The sequence below is a fragment of the Aequorivita sp. H23M31 genome, from assembly GCF_004022485.1.
Classification (GTDB): Bacteria; Bacteroidota; Bacteroidia; order Flavobacteriales; family Flavobacteriaceae; genus Aequorivita; species Aequorivita ciconiae.
Genome location: NZ_CP034951.1, coordinates 2,310,332 through 2,329,229 on the forward strand (window position 1 = coordinate 2,310,332; position 18,898 = coordinate 2,329,229).

The 18,898-nt window shown below is 38.3% G+C and carries 14 protein-coding genes, 2 tRNA genes and 1 pseudogene; 11 read left to right on the forward strand and 6 right to left on the reverse strand.

The features are described from left to right. The first annotated feature begins 294 nt into the window (after window positions 1-294). Window positions 295-366: transfer RNA gene (locus tag EI546_RS10090), tRNA-Arg, on the forward strand. A 165-nt stretch (window positions 367-531) separates the two neighbouring features. Here the strand turns inward: EI546_RS10090 and EI546_RS10095 are convergent. Next, window positions 532-2,322: a ribonucleoside-diphosphate reductase subunit alpha gene (locus tag EI546_RS10095; protein ID WP_128250425.1), complete on the reverse strand. Its 1,791-nt coding sequence runs from the start codon at window positions 2,320-2,322 to the stop codon at window positions 532-534. Further along, window positions 2,323-3,597: a ribonucleotide-diphosphate reductase subunit beta gene (locus tag EI546_RS10100; RefSeq protein WP_128250426.1), complete on the reverse strand. Its 1,275-nt coding sequence runs from the start codon at window positions 3,595-3,597 to the stop codon at window positions 2,323-2,325. It lies immediately after the preceding gene. 389 nt (window positions 3,598-3,986) lie between these two features. On the opposite strand from EI546_RS10100, the gene EI546_RS10105 reads away from it, so the two are divergent. The 3 genes from EI546_RS10105 (at window position 3,987) to EI546_RS16245 (ending at window position 5,240) form a co-directional block, all read left to right on the forward strand. Next, window positions 3,987-4,301, forward strand: coding sequence for a type II toxin-antitoxin system HigB family toxin (locus tag EI546_RS10105; protein WP_240673095.1), 315 nt, complete (start codon window positions 3,987-3,989; stop codon window positions 4,299-4,301). A gap of 17 nt (window positions 4,302-4,318) precedes the next feature. Then, a complete protein-coding gene (locus tag EI546_RS10110) occupies window positions 4,319-4,675 on the forward strand; it encodes a helix-turn-helix domain-containing protein (protein ID WP_128251589.1) in 357 nt (118 codons plus the stop codon). 403 nt (window positions 4,676-5,078) lie between these two features. After that, window positions 5,079-5,240, forward strand: a complete 162-nt coding sequence (locus EI546_RS16245) for a hypothetical protein (RefSeq protein ID WP_164905218.1) — start codon at window positions 5,079-5,081, stop codon at window positions 5,238-5,240. Window positions 5,241-5,293: 53 nt separating this feature from the next. Here EI546_RS16245 and EI546_RS10115 read toward each other — a convergent pair whose 3' ends face one another. Next, a complete protein-coding gene (locus EI546_RS10115) occupies window positions 5,294-6,283 on the reverse strand; it encodes a DNA topoisomerase IB (protein WP_128250428.1) in 990 nt (329 codons plus the stop codon). 263 nt (window positions 6,284-6,546) lie between these two features. Here EI546_RS10115 and EI546_RS10120 point away from each other — a divergent pair. The 3 genes and pseudogenes from EI546_RS10120 to EI546_RS10130 all read left to right on the forward strand — a co-directional run bounded on the left by EI546_RS10120 (window position 6,547) and on the right by EI546_RS10130 (window position 7,994). Beyond that, window positions 6,547-6,620, forward strand: a tRNA-Asn gene (locus EI546_RS10120). Window positions 6,621-7,482: 862 nt separating this feature from the next. Then, window positions 7,483-7,629: pseudogene (locus tag EI546_RS16495) on the forward strand (type II toxin-antitoxin system HigB family toxin); the annotation flags it as partial. Between the two features lie 5 nt (window positions 7,630-7,634). Next, a complete protein-coding gene (locus EI546_RS10130; RefSeq protein WP_128250429.1) occupies window positions 7,635-7,994 on the forward strand; it encodes a helix-turn-helix domain-containing protein in 360 nt (119 codons plus the stop codon). Between the two features lie 202 nt (window positions 7,995-8,196). Here the strand turns inward: EI546_RS10130 and EI546_RS10135 are convergent, their stop codons facing one another. Continuing rightward, a complete protein-coding gene (locus EI546_RS10135; RefSeq protein WP_128250430.1) occupies window positions 8,197-9,492 on the reverse strand; it encodes a T9SS type A sorting domain-containing protein in 1,296 nt (431 codons plus the stop codon). A 631-nt stretch (window positions 9,493-10,123) separates the two neighbouring features. On the opposite strand from EI546_RS10135, the gene EI546_RS10140 reads away from it, so the two are divergent. After that, window positions 10,124-11,278, forward strand: a complete 1,155-nt coding sequence (locus EI546_RS10140) for a T9SS type A sorting domain-containing protein (protein WP_128250431.1) — start codon at window positions 10,124-10,126, stop codon at window positions 11,276-11,278. A gap of 450 nt (window positions 11,279-11,728) precedes the next feature. On the opposite strand, the gene rseP is transcribed toward EI546_RS10140, so the two are convergent. Beyond that, a complete protein-coding gene (rseP, locus tag EI546_RS10145) occupies window positions 11,729-13,063 on the reverse strand; it encodes an RIP metalloprotease RseP (protein WP_128250432.1) in 1,335 nt (444 codons plus the stop codon). Window positions 13,064-13,374: 311 nt separating this feature from the next. Then, window positions 13,375-15,306 carry a M1 family aminopeptidase gene (locus tag EI546_RS10150; RefSeq protein WP_128250433.1) on the reverse strand — a complete coding sequence of 644 codons (1,932 nt, stop codon included), beginning with the start codon at window positions 15,304-15,306 and terminating at the stop codon, window positions 13,375-13,377. A 93-nt stretch (window positions 15,307-15,399) separates the two neighbouring features. Here EI546_RS10150 and EI546_RS10155 point away from each other — a divergent pair, with 93 nt between their 5' ends. The 3 genes from EI546_RS10155 to feoB all read left to right on the forward strand — a co-directional run bounded on the left by EI546_RS10155 (window position 15,400) and on the right by feoB (window position 18,714). Next, window positions 15,400-16,065, forward strand: coding sequence for an SCO family protein (locus EI546_RS10155; RefSeq protein ID WP_128250434.1), 666 nt, complete (start codon window positions 15,400-15,402; stop codon window positions 16,063-16,065). 284 nt (window positions 16,066-16,349) lie between these two features. After that, a complete protein-coding gene (locus EI546_RS10160; RefSeq protein ID WP_128250435.1) occupies window positions 16,350-16,574 on the forward strand; it encodes a FeoA family protein in 225 nt (74 codons plus the stop codon). Between the two features lie 40 nt (window positions 16,575-16,614). Further along, window positions 16,615-18,714: a ferrous iron transport protein B gene (feoB, locus tag EI546_RS10165; protein WP_128250436.1), complete on the forward strand. Its 2,100-nt coding sequence runs from the start codon at window positions 16,615-16,617 to the stop codon at window positions 18,712-18,714. Window positions 18,715-18,898: the final 184 nt, after the last annotated feature.

Sequence of the window (18,898 nt, forward strand, 5' to 3'; positions counted from 1 at the left end):
AGACTACCGACTACTTCCATTCTCGGCTCCGCTCGGACACTTGAGTTTTTTCCACTCCATTATCCCCAGATAATTTCAAAAAACAATCCTAGGTTCAGTTTCATACTTTGGAGCTTGGGGGACCAACGAAATCTCCTCGGATACGCGCGAACGATGATAATTGAAAAAGACCTTATGCTTCCACAATTTAGTTTAATAAGCATTACCCAAAAACATTAATTTAATTTTTCGAAACTCGTTAAGAGGATTAGGAGCTACTTATTGAAAATTTATACTTTTGCATCATTAGTGATTGGCCTCATAGTTCAACGGATAGAATAGAAGTTTCCTAAACTTTAGATCCAAGTTCGATTCTTGGTGAGGCTACAAAGCAAGAAGAGAAATTTAGCGTGAGAGCAATCGAGCGAATTCCCGGACGCTATATTTATTTGGGTCAGACCACATTTCGCGTCCAAAGCCAGCCCCAATAATCAAAAAAAAACAGGTCCAAATAAACGGACCTGTTCCTTAAAAAACGTTACAATCTAAAAATTAAGCCTCACAACTGGCACAATCCTTCTTCTGGGCAAACTTCTGCGCGGCATTCATACTGTGCTGATAGTAAAGAGATTTCAATCCCAGTTTCCAAGCAGTCACGTGAATTTTGTTTATCTCCTTCACCGGCATTTCTGGATGTACGATAATATTCACCGACTGTCCCTGATCGATATGGTTTTGGCGGTTGGCTGCTTGATAGATCAAATCCATCTGATCTATTTCGGAATAAGTTTTAAATACATCTTTTTCTTCCTCTGTCAAGAAATTCAAGTGCTGAACGGAGCCGTCGTAGTCGCGAATATTTCGCCAAACTTCTAAGGTATTCATTCCTTTTTCCTCCAACAATTTCTCCAAAAATGGATTTCGGATAGTTGTTTTTATTTTGGCGATATCCTTCACATAAACATTGGACCATATTGGTTCGATACCTTGGGAAACCTGTCCCAGAATAAACGCTGAAGAAGTAGTAGGAGCAATTGCATTAAGCGTAGCATTCCTTCTTCCGTAACCTTTAAGCACTTCTGGCTCACCGAATTTTTCTGCCAACTCTTCGGATGCTTTATAGGATTTTTCCTTGATGACCCTAAATATCTCACTGTTAAGATCGTAGGCTTTGGCACTGTTTAACGGAAGCATTTTCGATTGCAATAACGAATGCCAACCAAGAACTCCAAGACCAAGAGCGCGGTTGTCTTTTGCGAAGTTATAGGCGCGTTCCATAAATAGGAAAGTCTGTTTGTCTTCCCTGCTTTCAGAATCGCGGTATTCTTCCAATTTATCAACAAACTCGGTAATGACGGCATCAAGGAAATACACCATGGTTTCCACCGCATCGGTATCTTTCCATTTGTCATAATGTAATAGGTTTACTGAGGAAAGAACGCACACAAAAGACCAATCGTCATTTGAAGGCAGCATGATTTCGGTACAAAGGTTACTGGCATAAATTGGCAGATTCTTATCCTTATAAACATCCGCCGCAAAATTATTGGCATTGTCTTTAAAGAAGATATATGGATAGCCCATTTCACCTCTTCGCTGAAGCACTTTTGCCCAGATGGAACGTTTTTCAACATCGCCAGCAACCATTTCCTCCATCCATTCATTTGTTACGGTAACTCCGTGTGTAAGTTCCTGAATTGGATTTCCTTCCGTTCCTATTTCCAAGAACTCCATAATATCTGGATGTTCAACGGGTAGATAGGGTGAAAACCGGCCGCGTCTAACTGAACCTTGACTAACCACATCCACCATAGATTCAAACAACTGCATAATATGGACCGCACCGGAAGCTTGTCCGTTGTTTTTTACCTCTGCCCCGCGATGACGGATTTTTCCAAAATACCCTGAAGTTCCCCCGCCAAGTTTGGACATCATACCAACTTCGGACTGGGTGTAAAGGATATTGCCCATATCATCGTCAATATGCGAGCCGAAACAACTAATTGGAAGTCCTCTCTTTTTTCCGAAATTAGACCAAACAGGGGACGCCAAGGAGAAGAACCCTTCAGACATATAGTGATAAAATTTATCCGAATATCCTGGAATTCCCAATATTTCCTGGGCTCTATCAGCAATTTCGCGTATGCGTTCTTCTGCTTTTATCCCAGGTGTTAAATATCCTGAAGCCAAGAAATTACGACTGTGTTCGGTAAGCCATTCAAACCCTTGTTTATTGCTTTCTTCCTTTATAAGAAGCGCTTCTTTACGGGCATTTATAAGATTGTCTGTTTCTGAATTTACTTTTGAAGGGAGATTGTCGAGAGTAAGATTTTGGTTGTTCATTTAAAAAAGGTCATCACTGGTTATACTTTGGGTTCTTTTACTGTAATTGATAGAGCGCTTTACGAAGAAATCGCCGTGTTTGGTCCCGATAATTTCGTCGTCAAACCATTCGGTCTGCCCCAAAAGGCTTTCGTCTATCTCAAATATCTTTTCTATTCCGATGCTTTCTAGGGAATTATTGAAGCGGTTTTTAATAAATTCATTCACTACCGATTTAGGAAGAAAGTCTAGTTCGCCATCTTCAAATATCCAATCCACAATTCTACTTTCGGCAGTAAAGGCTTCCTTGCACATTTCCTGAATCATGCTGTTATATCCTTCATCAAACCATTCTGGATTTTCTTCTTTGATTATTTTGATAATATCAATTCCAAAATCCCCATGAATCTGTTCTTCCTTTGAAGTCGCTTCCACCACATTTGAAATTCCCTTCAACATATTTTTATGCTTATTAAATGCCATAATAATCAGGAATTGCGAAAAGAGGGAAACGTGTTCGATAAAGAGGGAAAACAACAAGATAGATTCGGCATATTCTTTATTATCATCACTTTTGGCGTTTTTCAGCGCAGTTTCCAAATAGTGGACCCGCATCATAATAACAGGCTTTTTCTTTAGGTTTTTAAATTCTTCATTTAGGCCTAAAATTTCGAGTAGATGGGAATAGGCATCATGATGGCGAACCTCACTTTCCGCAAAAGTCGCTCCTACCGAGCCAATTTCCGGTTTGGGCATTCTATGATAAATATCGCCCCAAAAACTTTTTACCGCCACTTCAATTTGTGAGATGGCAAGCATGGTATTTTTGATGGCATTGCGCTCCACATCGTTAAGACGAGTTTTAAAATCCTGGATATCGCTGGTAAAGTTGAATTCGGTATGGATCCAATAAGAATGGCGTATTGCCGGCACATATTCGTAAAGTGCTGGATATTCGTAGGGTTTAAGATTTATACGTTTTTCAAAGATGTTCAGTTTTCGTTTTTGGGTCTGCTGATTTCTGTAGAGAATATATCCTTTGGCAACATCGAAAAACCCGCTTTCCATCAGTTTATTTTCCACCAAATCCTGAACCTCCTCAACAGTAGGAATATATCTTCCATCTCCTCTTTTTCTTTCCATCAAAGCGGCATACACTCGCTCAGAAATCCGTTGGGCATCCTCGGGCCCTCCATGTTTTGAGGCATTCATTGCTTTTAGGATAGCCTCTGTAATTTTTTGGATATGAAAGAGTTTCGTGGTAGAATCTCTTTTAATAACGTGGGTAATTTCCATAATAATGAAGTAAGGAATTATTGAAAAAATGTGAGGGATAAATATCAATATTATATCCACTGCTTTTTGAGGGAGGGCGATTTTGTTGTCAAATGTTTATCAACAATTGGGGAAAATGGGAAACAGATGCAGGGGAAACTGCAATGCTCATACGGTAACGATTTTAAATAAAATCCATTTCGAAATTTAGTTTGTGGTGGAGATTCAGATACCCCAATTCCGGAATGTGATTTTACTGATGGAAGGGATGAAATTTTCGGTTATTGGGGTTTGCCATAAAGAAGGGTTGGGGAGATGGTATATATTTACGAGATGGACGACATAAGGTATAAATCGGGTTTAAGAACAGGTTGAGCATAACAACAAAGTCTCGTCAGTAAATTACCATTTTGGGAATTTTGTTTGTATCTTCGCATAAAGAATCTATTTTGAGAGTTATCGCTAAACGAACATTACGGGAATATTGGAAACAAAATCCAGATTGCGAACAACAACTTTCCGCATGGTATCGTGAGACCCTAAAGGCAAATTGGGAGAATCCTAACGAAATCAAACATCAGTACGCATCAGCAAGTGTTCTCAAAAATAGCCGAGTAGTATTCAATATTTGTGGAAATAAATACCGATTGATAGTTGAGATAAATTATCCTCGAAAATGGGTTTTCATACTTTTTATTGGTACGCACCAAGAATACGATAATTGATGCAAATAATATATGATATGGGAATTAAAGCAATTAAATCGGAAAACGATTATGAAAACGCATTGGAAAGGTTAAAATCCATTTTCCAAGCTGATGCGGATACACCTAATGGTGATGAGGCAGAGGTGCTTTCAATACTTATCGAAAAGTACGAAGATGAACATTATCCAATAGGAATGCCTGACCCAATCGAGGCCATAAAATTCCGAATGGAACAAATGGGAATGAATCAAAAAGACCTCGCAGAAGTTATAGGCTTTACAAGTCGAGTAAGCGAAATCCTTAACCGAAAACGCAAACTGACATTAAATATGATTAGGAAATTGAGTGCCACTTTGCAAATCCCGACCGAAGTGTTGGTTCAGGAATATTAGCGAAATGCCTATACCTGCCAAAGTTAAAAAGAAATAGAGGCTAAATGCAACACCCGAAAGTAATTTCACAAATTTAAAACCTGGTATAAGCTGGAAAGTCAGTATGTCAATCTCGCTACTGCGCTTATACCGTTGGCACTACCCCGATGCAACACTCTCCCAGCCATTGCGTCTATTAAGAATTACTTAAAAACGAAACTCATGAAAATCACAAAACTAAGTTTCTTGATAATTCTGAGTCTATTTTTATTCATAAACTGCAGTGAGGATGCTCAAATCCAACTAAAACTCTAAACGGAATTCGGCACCTCAAAAATGTAAGTGGCGGGTTACTGGGATAGATATTGACTATGACCAGGGTGATGTTCAATGGAATTTCAACTCGGGAAACCATACTTTAATTGTGGAGAACAATTTGGCCAATGCCGGACCAGAAGCCATTCACGCGGGACTTGAGAACGGCACCTATAATTTTCAAATTGAATGGGCGGATGATATAAAAACCCTAATTATAAACGATGGAGTAAGAAGAGTTTTTATTGAATGTTCCTCGGTTAAAGATTGACGAGTATGGCTGTGGACGGATTTTATAACCGAATTTGGACGATAAAACTTGTCTCATTTACTTTTCAGCCTATTTCTGAGCATACACAAAACCCCTATTTCTGCCTTCGATAGATTTTCTGCTTTTTTAAGTAATTGGTTAATTTCCTTTTCAAAATATTTGAGGGTACGTCCGTGCATATAATCATCGATAATTCGGGGATCAATGTAGGAACCTCTCGCAACCGAAGGGGTATTTCCCAATCTTTCCGAAACACGGTTCACGGCCTCTTTAATATTCTTGTCCATTGATTTTTGGTCCTTTTTGTCCACCACTCCCAGTTCGTCAAGAGCGATGGCTGCGATCATGGTTCCCGCCCAGGTTCTAAAATCCTTGGCGGAGAATTCCTCACCCATTATTTCGCGGATATAGGCATTTAAATCGTCACTTTTTACTTTGACAATATTATTATCCTCGTCCAAATATTTAAAAATCTCATAGCCAGGCATATCGTCAATTTCTTGGATAATCTTAGCTAATTTTTTGTCATCTATATGTTTTTCCTGTTCCTGCCCCGATTTGCCCACATAATTGAAAATAATTTCACTTCCGTCTATGGTAAGATGTTTATGGCGCATCGTAGTTAAGCCATAGGATTCATTTTCTTTGGAATAAGTATCACTTCCCGGCCGGAAGAATGCCGATTCCATTAACCGGAGCATGGTGGCAAGGACCTTTTCCCTATTTAATTTACGCTTTCGCAAGTGTTGTCCGGTTACTCGGCGCATATGTTCCAACTGGTCGGCAAAGTTTATTATGCGATCAAACTTCTTGGCGTTCTGCCTTTTTGTGTAATTAGGATGATAGATGTATTGTTTTCTGTCTTTATCATCGCGACCGGTAACCAATAAATCGGATTTGCGATTCTCGCTTATCTCCACTTCCGTCCAAGCTGGCGGAATAACCAAAGATTTAATCCATTCCCGTGTTTCTTCATCTTTAATTGTTTTTCCTTTTTCATCTTGATAAGTGAAACCTTTGCCTCTCTTTTTTCGATAGTACATAGATGGATTTTTATTTTAAAATTAAAACAAATATTTGTTCTTCTTTTAAAATTGTGTTCTTGTTAAGAATTTTGAGGATCGTAATATTGAAAAGCCCAAATCTAATTATGGTTAAAATCCGACTTTACGGCCAATCTGAAAAAAATGAAAAAAAATAAATATTTTGTTTTGCACAAATCAAAAATAGGCTATATTTGCACCCGCCTACGCAACCCAAGCAACTGTTTCGACGTTCAAAGGTTTGCAAATGGCTAGACATAAATTCCTCTTTAGCTCAGTTGGTTAGAGCATCTGACTGTTAATCAGAGGGTCCTTGGTTCGAGCCCAAGAAGAGGAGCTTAGTCAAAACAAGCCTTTACAGAAATGTAGAGGCTTTTTTCATGGAATATCAGTTCTTTGGGCGAGAAGTTTATCCTGAGTAAGCGACGTTAGGAGCACATCGAAGGGAGCCCAAAGCCTGTCCCGATTTCCATCGGGAAAGAGGAGCTTAGTCAAAACATGCCTTCACAGAAATGTGGAGGCTTTTGTTTTTAATGGCATTACCTATTGACGAGAAGTTTATCCTGAGTATGGAAACATAGGAGCGCTTGGAAGGGAGCCCAAAGCCTGTCCCGATTTCCATCGGGAAAGAGGAGCTTAGTCAAAACAAGCCTTCACAGAAATGTGGAGGCTTTTGTTTTTAATGGCATTACCTATTGACGAAAAGTTTATCCTGAGTATGGAAACATAGGAGCGCTTGGAAGGGAGCCCAAAGCCTGTCCCGATTTCCATCGGGAAAGAGGAACTTAGTCAAAACAAGCCTTTACAGAAATGTAGAGGCTTTTTTCCTGGAATATCAGTTCTTTGGGCGAAAGGTTTATCCTGAGTAGGCGGAGGGCATCGAAGGGCGGCCTTAGTCAAGCCTTTACAGAAATGTAGAATAATTATGAATTATTTTAATCTACGCTCAACTTTGGAGAATGATAAAAATCATATTTCATTACAATATATGTAATTAAATAACCTAATATGTAATTTTTGATTTATCTTTGTAAGCCAGAATCCTTACCAATGCACATCGTTTCATTCAAAAAACTAAGAGATTATTTTGAGAGCGAACCAAACGCCACTACGACATTGCGGGACTGGTATAAAATCACAAAAAAGTTGAATGGACAAATTTTGCAGACCTAAAAAATACCTTTAGTTCCGCCGACAGTGCTGGGAACGATAGGTTTGTATTCAATATTAAAGGAAATCATTATAGAATTGTAGCTATCGTCTTATTTAAGATCAAAAGAGTTTATATACGTTGGGTAGGGAGTCATAAAGAATACAACAGAATTAAGAATATCGACAAATTATAGATACCATGAAAACCGTTACGCACAAAGAATACATTGAAGCTAATCTTAGCTTGGAAACACTTCTTAAAGAGGTTAGCAATGATACGCTTGAAGACGCATCGCAAATGAAAGAGCTTATAGAAGTGAGTGATGTCATCGAACAATATGAGGCAATCAATTTTCCCATTGGTCTTCCAAGCTTACAAGAAATGATTGAGTTACGGATGTTTGAAATGGGTTTAAAAAGAAAAGATTTGGCGATCCTATTAAATACAAGTGCTTCAAGAATCAGTGATTATTTGAATGGAAATAGGGAAATCACCTTAAATATTGCAAAGGGTTTGCATCAAAAATTGAACATTGATAGTGATATCATTTTGCAATGATACTGAGATAGACACCTGAAAAAATAAAAGGATTTCTTATGTAGTATCTGCGTAAAATTTGGCCAACCAATTTTATAAAGTATATAAAAAATTCCACATTAAATTGACTTTAAAGTAACTGGATTGAGCCAAAACAAATAAAATCCCTTTCCAAAAATATGAAAAGGGATCAATAATTTAAAAATCAAATAGGAAAAGCTTTCTACTGTTTCACCACCTTCATAGTTTCCAAAGCACCACTGCTTGAAACTTTTACAAAGTAAACTCCACTAGACAAAGCGGAAAAATCCAATTGAGTATTAGTGCTATTTGAAGTTACATTAAAAACTCTTTGACCAGCGATTGTGTAAACCTCAACTGAATCAATAGTTTCTTTGGCGTTAATGTTCATTACATCAATTACAGGGTTTGGATAGAACGAGATAGTATTTTGCGAAACAGAATTAGTTCCCAAGACAAGATCATCAAGATAAACCATCCAACCTTCAGCGAATGGTGGTGGTCCGTTTACCCAACCTGCAACATATTTTCCGTTCGGGGAAATTGCTATCGCAGTACCCAAAAGTCCGTCATCCGTGTTGACGGCAACACCGTTATCTGCTAAAACATCTTTTAAATAAAGCGGTTGATCACCAAGGGACGGGTGGTAAATAATCGCGTCTCTTATTTGAAAGCCGACTTCGGCAAATCCTACTACTACTCCATTTTCAGAAATACTTGTAAAAGCTGCAGCATCTGCTCCATCAGGGATATCAAAACTTGTAAAGGTTTCACTAGATAGGTCATAGACAAAAGGATGAAGGTCAAAATCACCCACCATTACATTATTGCTATTTATATCGTTAATTGTGTTTACATTATAAACAGGCATTTGACCTTCTGGGACAAAGTGATATTGGCCATCCAAAGTTCTGTATGCTGGGACACGAAGAGTCCCACCGCCGTCAGGACGATCTACCCATCCCACCATAATACCGTTGTCATTCACAGCGTATGAGGCACTTGCTTCTCCTTCTGGATCCATGGTAAGTATTAGTTCTTCCGTTTCGGTGTCATATAGAAAACCACCATAATTAAGACCTTGGTTTGATTGACCGGTAATATACTTGCTGTTTGGGGAAATTCCGTAAGTAGTATTTTCGTCATAATCGTAGGGGTCCTGTTCTGGAGTAAACCCGATTGGGTTCCAAACGCCCTCCATTCTGTACCCTGCTTGGAGGATAAACTCGTCCTCATCATACATCATAAAACCAGCAACATTTTCATCATTGTTGACCGACTGTACCATGAAGGCATCCGTCTCGATTGGGGAAAGGACGTTTGTTTCAAAATCGTAATAATCGTAAACAGTAACTCCAAATCCCGAATCGTTAACATCATTGAAACGACTTCCCATTTCGGTGAGTACTTTCAACTCGATTTGGGCATGGATCTCGGCGGTGCCAAACAAAACCATGGCCAGAATCAAGCTCTTGGTTAAAAAGGTAATTTTCCTCATCTTTTAAAGTTTTAAATTAGGTTAAAAAAATTCAAGGAAGTAAATTTCCGCTTTTAACAGGTAAACTCAAAAAAAACCCTGTTAAAACGCCAAATACTTTCCAATAAAAATCAACTCTTGTCAACAACACCTTAACCACCTAAGATTTTAATTGGAGTTTATGACTAGGATCTTTAAAATTATAACCTCCATCCCCTTAAAATTTGCCGAAATATTAAAAATTAATCTTATCCCTTTTAAATCCAAATTCTTCTCCGTTGCGGTTTTTAGCAGATTGAAGCCGTATAAAAGTCTGACATTTATCAGTTTCCGCTTTTAGTTTAATATGTTATCTTCCATTTTACACAATAACTTTAAAAAGATATATTGTTTAACTAAGGAGGATAATTAGTTAAATTAATGTCAATCTTGCAAAAAACATTCAATCATGTTCAGAATTTCTATACTTTTAGAGGGTATGACCAAGGTTAATTAAAAAAGAAAAGCTGCTGTTTTAAGACGAAAATAAAGTAAATAAGTCTGTATAATTTACGTATTTGACGGTTGAATTTAAAGACGCTTATCCAACCTCGGTTTAAAAATGCGCCGTAACTTTGTGAATTAATTAACAAATCTAAATACCCCCAGTATTATGAAACGAACTCTCCTCATTTGCCTGACCGGAATCTTTTCTGTCGCAGGTTTTTCGCAGAATATCCAAAAGGAATATTCACTGGCAGAAGTGCGATCTTCTGATGACCTTGAATACGAAATCTACAGTTATAACGATAACCAATTGCTTAAGGCTACCCACATCCTTATGGATAATGGAACCATGGTTAAAGATTCGCTTAGATACGATGCTTCCAATAACATTACCAAAATCGACGGGTATCAGCTTATAAATGGTTCATGGACACACGTTTCCTATATTGAATATACCTATGACGCTAATGGAAATCGTCTTTCTCGTTCAAACTATAACAGTTTTGGGGGAACCACGTTTACCCTTGGTGGAATTTATAATTACGAGTACGAAAACGATAGACTTGTAAGATGGAACCTGCTTATGGGTGGCACTACTTTATTTGAAAAAGCTACCCTTACTTACAACACCGAAGGGAAAGTAGTAGAGGAACTTGCGCAGGATAATTGGAACTCAGGCTCTTGGGAAAATTCTTGGAAGATTGTTTATGATTATAACCCTGACAGTACCTTAAAATCCTCACATCAATTTTTCTGGAACGGATTTTCTTGGGATACTCCCGGTGGCGACTGGTTTTATTATGATGATAACCAAAACTGCATTAAGTGGGAGTACAAAAGTGGCACAAGGGTAACCAACAAGAATGAATATGAATATAACCTTGATTATACTGTAGAACAATTAGTACTGCCGCTAAATCCTGAAGTTAAATCAGAAAAGAAAAGCATGGTAGAGATGAATAATATGGTTACTCTTCAACATTGGTATACCGAAGATGACCAAGGGAATCTATCCTATATATGCGATTACATTTATACATACGATTATATTGGTACAGCAAGCATATCAAATTTAAGTTTTGAAGTAGATAATTTTTCTGTATATCCAAATCCTTCAACAGATTTCGTTACTATTTTTAACAGAACCAATAACATCCGCACTATCGATGTTATCGATGCAAGCGGAAAATCGGCATTAAAGGTGACTAAGGTGAATAAAAAAGAAATGAACTTGGATATATCTGGATTATCCACCGGAATCTATTACCTCAGAATGTCAACTTCCAAGGGGATAATAACACAGAAGTTGGTAAAAGAATAATTGCATTTCGGAAAGCCTTTTAAAGCTCACTCTTCGGATGAATTAAATAATCGGGTTGTACTAGATGTATTTCCCGATTTTTTTGTTTTTACCACAAAAGACATAATTATTATTATGATCAAAGAGTGAGATTTCAGACTCAATTTAGTCAAGGAATTGCTACGGAAAAATGAAAATTAAAGATCCTGCAAATACCTCCCCATATTTATATTAGTAGAAACCTTTTGATCATCTATAATATTGGTCAGGAATTTAAGGAAGAAGCACCAAGGTATAGAGAATGGCCATTGCAGTGATATCCGTATAAAGCCATCTATCCGGTCTCAGGTATTTTTAAAACCTTCAGTTAAACTAAAAAAGCGGTAGTTGTGATTAGGACGAATAGAAAAACAGAATCACAAAAAACCCCGGACTTTCGAACGGGGTGAGTATCAATTTTTAAAAAATGGTTTACTTTTCAAACAACCATCTATAAATATCATTTCCATTCGCAAAGAGCAACAGGGCAATCAAAATAAAGAATCCCACCATCTGGGCATACTCCATAAATCTATCTCCCGGTTTTCTACCTGAAACTATTTCATATAAAAGAAAAGCGACGTGACCACCATCTAATGCAGGTATAGGAAGGATATTCATAAAGGCCAAGATAATGGATATCAAGGCTGTAGTATCCCAAAAGCTTTGCCAGCTCCAAGTGGCCGGAAAGAGATTTCCGATAGCACCAAAACCTCCTACTTGCGTTGCGCCCTTTTTGGTGAAAACATATTTAAATTGGGACACATAATCCTTAAGGGTATTGAATCCGTATCCAAATCCACCCACCACACTTTCTCCCAACGTATAATCTATCTTTGTTTTGCCAAACTGATCAAACAGTTCTTTTTTAGAGACAGTGATACCAAAAGTTCCCTTATCATCCGGTATAACAGTTAGAGTATCCAATTGACCGTCTCTTTCAACCACCAAAGTATTAGGCTTATCCTTGTTCGCGTTGGCAATCTTTTCAAATTCGTCCCAGTACGTTACCTCTTTCCCATTAATCGCGACAATTCTATCTTCCTTTTGAACTCCAGCTTTCTCTGCGGGAAAACCGTTCCAAACAGAATCTAAAACTGTACTAGTGCGGGGTGTAAAAGGAAAAAGAATGTCCTTCTTAAACATTTCGGTTCCCACATTGTCCGGAACGCTTATGGTTTCCACTTCGCCATTGGCATGTCTAACCTCAACAGTAGAAACATCTCTTAAGAAAAGATACCTGTTAATTTCCAGAACATCCTTAAAAGGTTCTCCATTTACTTTTAAAATATGGTCCCCATCCTGAAAACCATATTCCTTAAATTGCTCGGTAACTGCAAAACCCTGGGGAATATCCTCATTGGTGGTAATATTCGTGCCATAGAAATAAAGTAATCCCATATAGATTACAAACCCAACTATAATATTAACGGTTACTCCACCAAGCATAATAATTAGTCGCTGCCAGGCTGGTTTGCTACGGAATTCCCAAGGCTGTGGTGGCTGGGCCATCTGCTCCTTGTCCATGCTCTCGTCAATCATTCCGGATATTTTAACATATCCACCGAGCGGAAGCCAGCCAATTCCATAAACGGTCTCGCCGATTTTTTTCTTGAATAATGAAAACTTTACGTCAAAGAATAAATAGAACTTTTCTACTCTGGTCTTAAATATTTTAGCGGGAATAAAATGTCCCAATTCGTGCAGCACGATTAATAGGGATAAGCTTAGAAGAAGCTGGATAGCCTTAACAGCAAATGGACTCATGAATATTTTCTAGAAATTAGGGCACAAAAGTAATCTTTTCGGGTGGGCAAAAAAAATAAGCAGCGTTCGTACTGCTTATTTATGAAAGAATTATCAGTATTGATTAAGCAATTAACCAAGACCGCTGCGCTGCTAGGAATCGATAGCCAAGACTAGAGGTTTAAAACCCTGGTAATATATACCATCTTATTTAGGACACTATTGTTTCCCATAAAGAGATTCACGGACCACCTACAATATATTCGTGAACCTGTCCGTCCAGCAGGCAGGTTCGTGGTAAAACCCACCATATCAAATTTTATAATCAACAGTTATTCCTTTACAATCGTTTTATTGATTATCCCTTCTGAGGATTTCAATTGTATAAAGAGAGTACCCGTTGGGAATTTGGAAAGATCCAAGGTCTCTGAAAAGATCTGGGAATCTATTAATTGTCCAAGAGCATTATAGATACGAACGTTCTCTATCTCCAAAGTCTTTGGTTTTTGAATAGCAACAATGTCTGAAGCTGGATTGGGATATAAAACCACTTGATTGCTGTAATCATAATTGGGAGTACCCAATACCACCGTATTATAATTTGAGATAAGATCGTATTCGGGATCAAATTGAATAGATTGTACAGTAAAATCGACGGCCCGATCAAAATATTGATTGTTGTTGGTATTGTTCAGAACCAAATCGAGCGTTTCGCCTTGGGTACCTTTCAATCTTATTGGAACAGGTGCTTCAAAGAAGGAAACCGAGGGATGACTTTGGGTTTGTGAAACCTTAATATTTATGCTACCTGCACTTTGTTGGTTCCATCTGATGGTATAACTGGGATAGCCCTGTCCAAATATCCAGTCGTTGAAAAATTCGGTCAAATTCATGCCACTTATTTCTTCCATATTCCTTTTAAGATCTTCGGTTTTGGCATATCCAAAAGCAAGAGAAGGATCGTTTAAATAATTAGTCGCTCCCTGAAAGAAATCGGCATCTCCCATCTTTTTCCGAAGCATATGAAGTACCATAGAAGGTTTGTTGTAGGAAAGCCTACTATGAAAAATACGATCCACGGAAATCGTATCTGCGGCCGGAATATATACAGAGCCGCCAGGAAAGTATGTGGTGCTATATATTTTTTCCTGCCTCCAGGACTTAAAGCTGGCATTGCCATCCAGATTTTCCACGACCAACCCTTCCATATAAGTGGCAAAACCTTCGTTAAGCCATACATCCTGCCAACTTCCGCACGTAACTTTGTCACCGAACCATTGGTGACCTAGTTCATGAGCAATCAATCCCCTACCTAGACTTCCCATAAAGGAAACTGTGGTATGCTCCATTCCGCCGCCCCATCCCATTTGGGCATGACCATATTTTTCATTAGCATACGGATAGGGTTCAAAAAGATCGGCAAAAATATTCATAATATCTACCGTAACAGGAGTCCGTTGCTGAGCGTAGGCTAAATCTTCAGGATATATATAGTTTATAATCTCAAAAGGACTTCCATTATTGTCCACAGTATGGGAGTAAACAGTGTAATTGGTAACGGCAATTGCCATAAGATAAGCGGGAATGGGATAACCGTGGTGGTAATGGGTAGTTTTTGTATTTCCCTGAATGGTTTGGCCCATTTCTACTCCATTGGCAACGGCAACATATTCCTCATTTGAAGGATTAAACCGTGGCGTGGTGATATAAAAATCTACCGAATCAATCTTGTCAATTAAATCCTGTTTGCAGGGCCACCAAGCCTTCGCGCCAAAGGGTTCCGAAAGTGTCCATAAAATAGGATCGCCGTTGTGTGTACTTACCTCGTAAGAACCAAAACCCGAACTAATAGGATTTCCTGAATAACTAATGCTAAGAGAATCCAAAACTCCCTGCTGCTGCATTTGCGGCAATGTTATAACCACTTCATAATTGCTGTTTTGGGTAAAAGGAAGTGACATCCCTCGTTGTTTAACTTCGGAAACGGTCATATTGTCAACCAATTCAAAAACCATGGTATTCATATCTTCCTTGGCTTCAAAGTGCGATGTGACTTTTCCCGAAATGAAAGCTTGTGTAGGATCTACATTTAATTCAAGTCGATGGTATTTAAGATCGTAATTGTTGGTGTTCATGTTTTGAACTCCTCTAAAATAGCCCATAGCCGCTTTTGCTTCGGCTTCGCTAATTTCTTTTGTAGAATTATTTTGAGAAAAAATTAATAGAGGAAATTGTAAAATGAAAAGGAGTAAAAAAAGCTTCATCTTGTGGGTTTTGTTGTTAAAAGTATCGATTTTGAAAATATTAGGGACTACTTTTGCCGGCGAATATGTCGATCTGATTTAAATTTTAACAGCATGCTTTCGTTCTTTAAAAAATATAAGTTCTTCGCCATTGTGATGTTTGTTTTATCCGCAATTATCATCACGGTGATTTATCAAGTAATGGAGCCCAAACGCAGCTTGAAAGTATTTCAGCCTGCCGAAGTTTCAGCCGATTTGGTTGATACCACCCTGCAATACGTAAAGAAATACCACATTATTGACGATTTTTCTCTGACAAACCAAAATGGGGAAACTGTAACCCAAGAAGATTACGATGGAAAAATTTATGTAGCCGATTTTTTCTTTACTACTTGTCAGACTATCTGTCCAATTATGACTGACCATATGATCCAAATTCAAGAGGCCCTGGCTAATGACGCCAATGTTCTATTACTTTCACACACCGTAACTCCCGAAATTGATAGCGTTCCGCAGCTTAAAAAATATTCTATTGAAAAGGGTGTAAATGATGCAAAATGGAATTTGGTTACTGGCGATAGAAAAGAAATTTACGATCTCGCCAGAAAATCATATTTGGTTGCAAAGGACAACCCTTACGAAGAATTCGACCTTATCCATACCGAGAATTTTGTGCTGGTAGACAAAAGAAAACGGATCCGCGGTTTTTATGATGGCACCGATCCTCGGGCAATTGAAGACTTGCTGGAGGACATCAAGATCCTTGAAAAGGAGCAATAGATTGGAAGGATTTTTTCAAGTCACAGGTTACAGATCAAGTTTCCGGTTTCTGATTTTTTTGATCTCTGGTTTCTGGATAATAGTTCAAATTTGTGGTTTATAGATTATAGTTTTTCTCGGTCTTGCGTCTGCCACCTACGCTCAGGATTCAGCGTATAAGTACGCTGAGGCTCCGGCGAACAAGCCGTTTCTGGTTCTACCAAACAATTCTACTTTCTCTCTTCCCCATTCTAAATAAATTCACTTACTTTTGCCTTGTTTAAATTCAATCTAAATAAAAATCAGTGGCTACTATTGCTTCACTTAAAAAAGGTCAACGGGGGATTATCAAGGAATTTTCTTTGGAACATGTGCCATTAAAGTTATTGGAAATGGGCTGTTTACCTGGAAACGAAGTAAAATTGGTTCAAATTGCTCCATTTCGAGATCCTTTATATCTGGATATAAATGGCAGTCATCTCGCCATCCGTTTGGAAACTGCCCGACAGATTGAAATTGACCTAATATAATTTTTAAAATAATCCGCTGGCTACTGAGCGGAGCCGAAGTATGGCCAAACACATTAACGTTGCACTTTTAGGAAATCCCAATACCGGAAAAACTTCTGTTTTCAATCGGTTAACAGGATTAAACCAAAAAGTAGGAAACTATCCGGGCATTACTGTGGAAAAAAAGCAGGGAACAGCAAAGTTTGGCAGAGCGAGTACAGTCCATATTTTGGATTTACCCGGAACTTATAGCTTAAATGCCTCTTCGCTCGATGAAAATGTGGTTATCGAATTACTTCTCAACAAAAAAGACAAAGACTTTCCAGATGTTGCCGTTGTTGTTGCAGATGTTGAAAACTTGAAGCGAAATCTTTTGCTTTTTACTCAAATAAAGGATTTGGGGATTCCTACGATTCTTTCCATAAATATGGCTGACCGGATGAAATCAAAAGCAATTTCCTTGGATGTTGAGCAAATGGAGAAAAGGCTCAATACGAAAATTGCGCTAATAAGTTCCCGAAAAAATCTCGGTTTTGATTACTTAAAGAAATTGATTGAAAATTACAACCAGCTTCCTACAAAACCCTGTCTGAACGCCTCCAATATCGCTCCAGAATATTTTGATCGTTTAAGAAAAGCCTTTCCCAACCAAGATCTTTATAAATTATGGTTGGTCATTACCCAAGATGTAAACTTTGGAAAACTGGATCGAAACGAATTACAGGGTATCGCTACCTTTCAGACCGAATCGGCATCCAATTTAAAACGGATGCAACAACGGGAAACCATTGTACGCTATCAGTATATTAATGAAATCCTGAAAGAGACACTGACGATCGACACCGCCAACGCGAAAGATTTGCGAAGTCGATTGGATCGAGTTCTTACTCACAAAGTTTGGGGTTATGTTATTTTCTTCAGTATCCTTTTGTTAATCTTTCAAGCGATATTCGATTGGAGCGAATATCCAATGGATTTTATCGATCGCTCCTTTGCGGCATTGGGAGAATGGACAAAAACAAATCTTCCACCGGGACAGTTTACAAATTTGATTTCTGAGGGAATTATTCCCGGAATAGGGGGTATCGTGATTTTCATTCCACAGATAGCTTTTCTCTTTCTGTTTATTTCCATCCTGGAAGAATCCGGATATATGAGCCGAGTGGTTTTCTTGATGGATAAACTGATGCGAAAATTTGGCTTAAGCGGAAAAAGTGTCGTTCCCCTAGTGGCTGGAACTGCCTGTGCTATTCCTGCAATAATGGCTACGCGGAATATTGAGAATTGGAAAGAACGCCTCATTACTATTTTAGTTACTCCCTTCACCACCTGTTCGGCTAGATTGCCGGTTTATCTTATAATTATTGCCCTCGTTATTCCTGATATTCGAATTTTGGGAATTTTCAGCCTGCAAGCGCTAACCTTGATGTTTATGTACATTTTGGGGTTTGGTGCTGCTATCTTTTCAGCTTGGGTATTAGATAAAATCCTAAGAATAAAAACTAAGAGTTTCTTTATGGTAGAGATGCCAAATTATAAACTTCCGCTACCAAAAAATGTTTTAATTACAATGGTCGAAAAAACCAAGGCTTTTGTAATTGGGGCGGGAAAGATAATTCTAGCTATCTCAATTATTTTGTGGGTATTGGCATCTTACGGGCCGGGAGATTTTAATAAGGCGGAATCTATAGTCGCCGAAGAATATGCCTCTCAAAACCTAACTCCCGAAGAACTGGACCATCACGTGGATTCCTTTAAACTGGAGCATTCTTATATTGGGAAAATCGGTCATGCCATTGAACCGGCCGTTCGACCTTTAGGATATGATTGGAAAATTGGTATTGCCCTAGTGACATCCTTTGCCGCACGGGAAGTATTTGTGGGAACTCTTGCAACTATTTACAGTGTGGGAAGTGATGACGAACAAACTATAAAAAGCAGAATGGCTGCAGAGGTCAATCCTATTTTAGGAGGTCCATTGTTCAATTTTGCCAGCGGAATTTCTTTATTACTTTTTTACGCCTTCGCTATGCAGTGTATGAGTACCCTAGCCATCGTTAAAAGAGAAACCAATACCTGGAAATGGCCGATGTGGCAATTGGTGGTAATGACTGCGATTGCTTATGTTCTATCATTGGCGGCGTATCAATTTTTGAAGTAGAATTGATTGGTCAAAATAATATTAGAGACCTCTAGGTTTAACCCAAGTTTGGGTTCTCCCCGCATTTAATTATCTTTGTAGTATGCAAACAATATTAGTTATAATAACATTTTCTCTCGCAATTGGCTATTTGCTGAAAAAGTTTGTTTGGAATCCTATTTATGAAGTTCGGAAACCGGGCGGT

Bases quoted from the DNA above. Each gene is read 5' to 3' on its own strand.
- feoB (WP_128250436.1), top strand. From the start codon at position 16,615: ATGGCCAAACACATTAACGTTGCACTTTTAGGAAATCCCAATACCGGA.
- EI546_RS10115 (WP_128250428.1), bottom strand. From the start codon at position 6,283: ATGTACTATCGAAAAAAGAGAGGCAAAGGTTTCACTTATCAAGATGAA.
- EI546_RS10150 (WP_128250433.1), bottom strand. From the start codon at position 15,306: ATGAAGCTTTTTTTACTCCTTTTCATTTTACAATTTCCTCTATTAATT.
- EI546_RS10100 (WP_128250426.1), bottom strand. From the start codon at position 3,597: ATGGAAATTACCCACGTTATTAAAAGAGATTCTACCACGAAACTCTTT.
- EI546_RS10135 (WP_128250430.1), bottom strand. From the start codon at position 9,492: ATGAGGAAAATTACCTTTTTAACCAAGAGCTTGATTCTGGCCATGGTT.
- EI546_RS10130 (WP_128250429.1), top strand. From the start codon at position 7,635: ATGAAAACCGTTACGCACAAAGAATACATTGAAGCTAATCTTAGCTTG.
- EI546_RS10155 (WP_128250434.1), top strand. From the start codon at position 15,400: ATGCTTTCGTTCTTTAAAAAATATAAGTTCTTCGCCATTGTGATGTTT.
- EI546_RS10110 (WP_128251589.1), top strand. From the start codon at position 4,319: ATGGGAATTAAAGCAATTAAATCGGAAAACGATTATGAAAACGCATTG.
- EI546_RS10140 (WP_128250431.1), top strand. From the start codon at position 10,124: ATGAAACGAACTCTCCTCATTTGCCTGACCGGAATCTTTTCTGTCGCA.
- rseP (WP_128250432.1), bottom strand. From the start codon at position 13,063: ATGAGTCCATTTGCTGTTAAGGCTATCCAGCTTCTTCTAAGCTTATCC.
- EI546_RS10095 (WP_128250425.1), bottom strand. From the start codon at position 2,322: ATGAACAACCAAAATCTTACTCTCGACAATCTCCCTTCAAAAGTAAAT.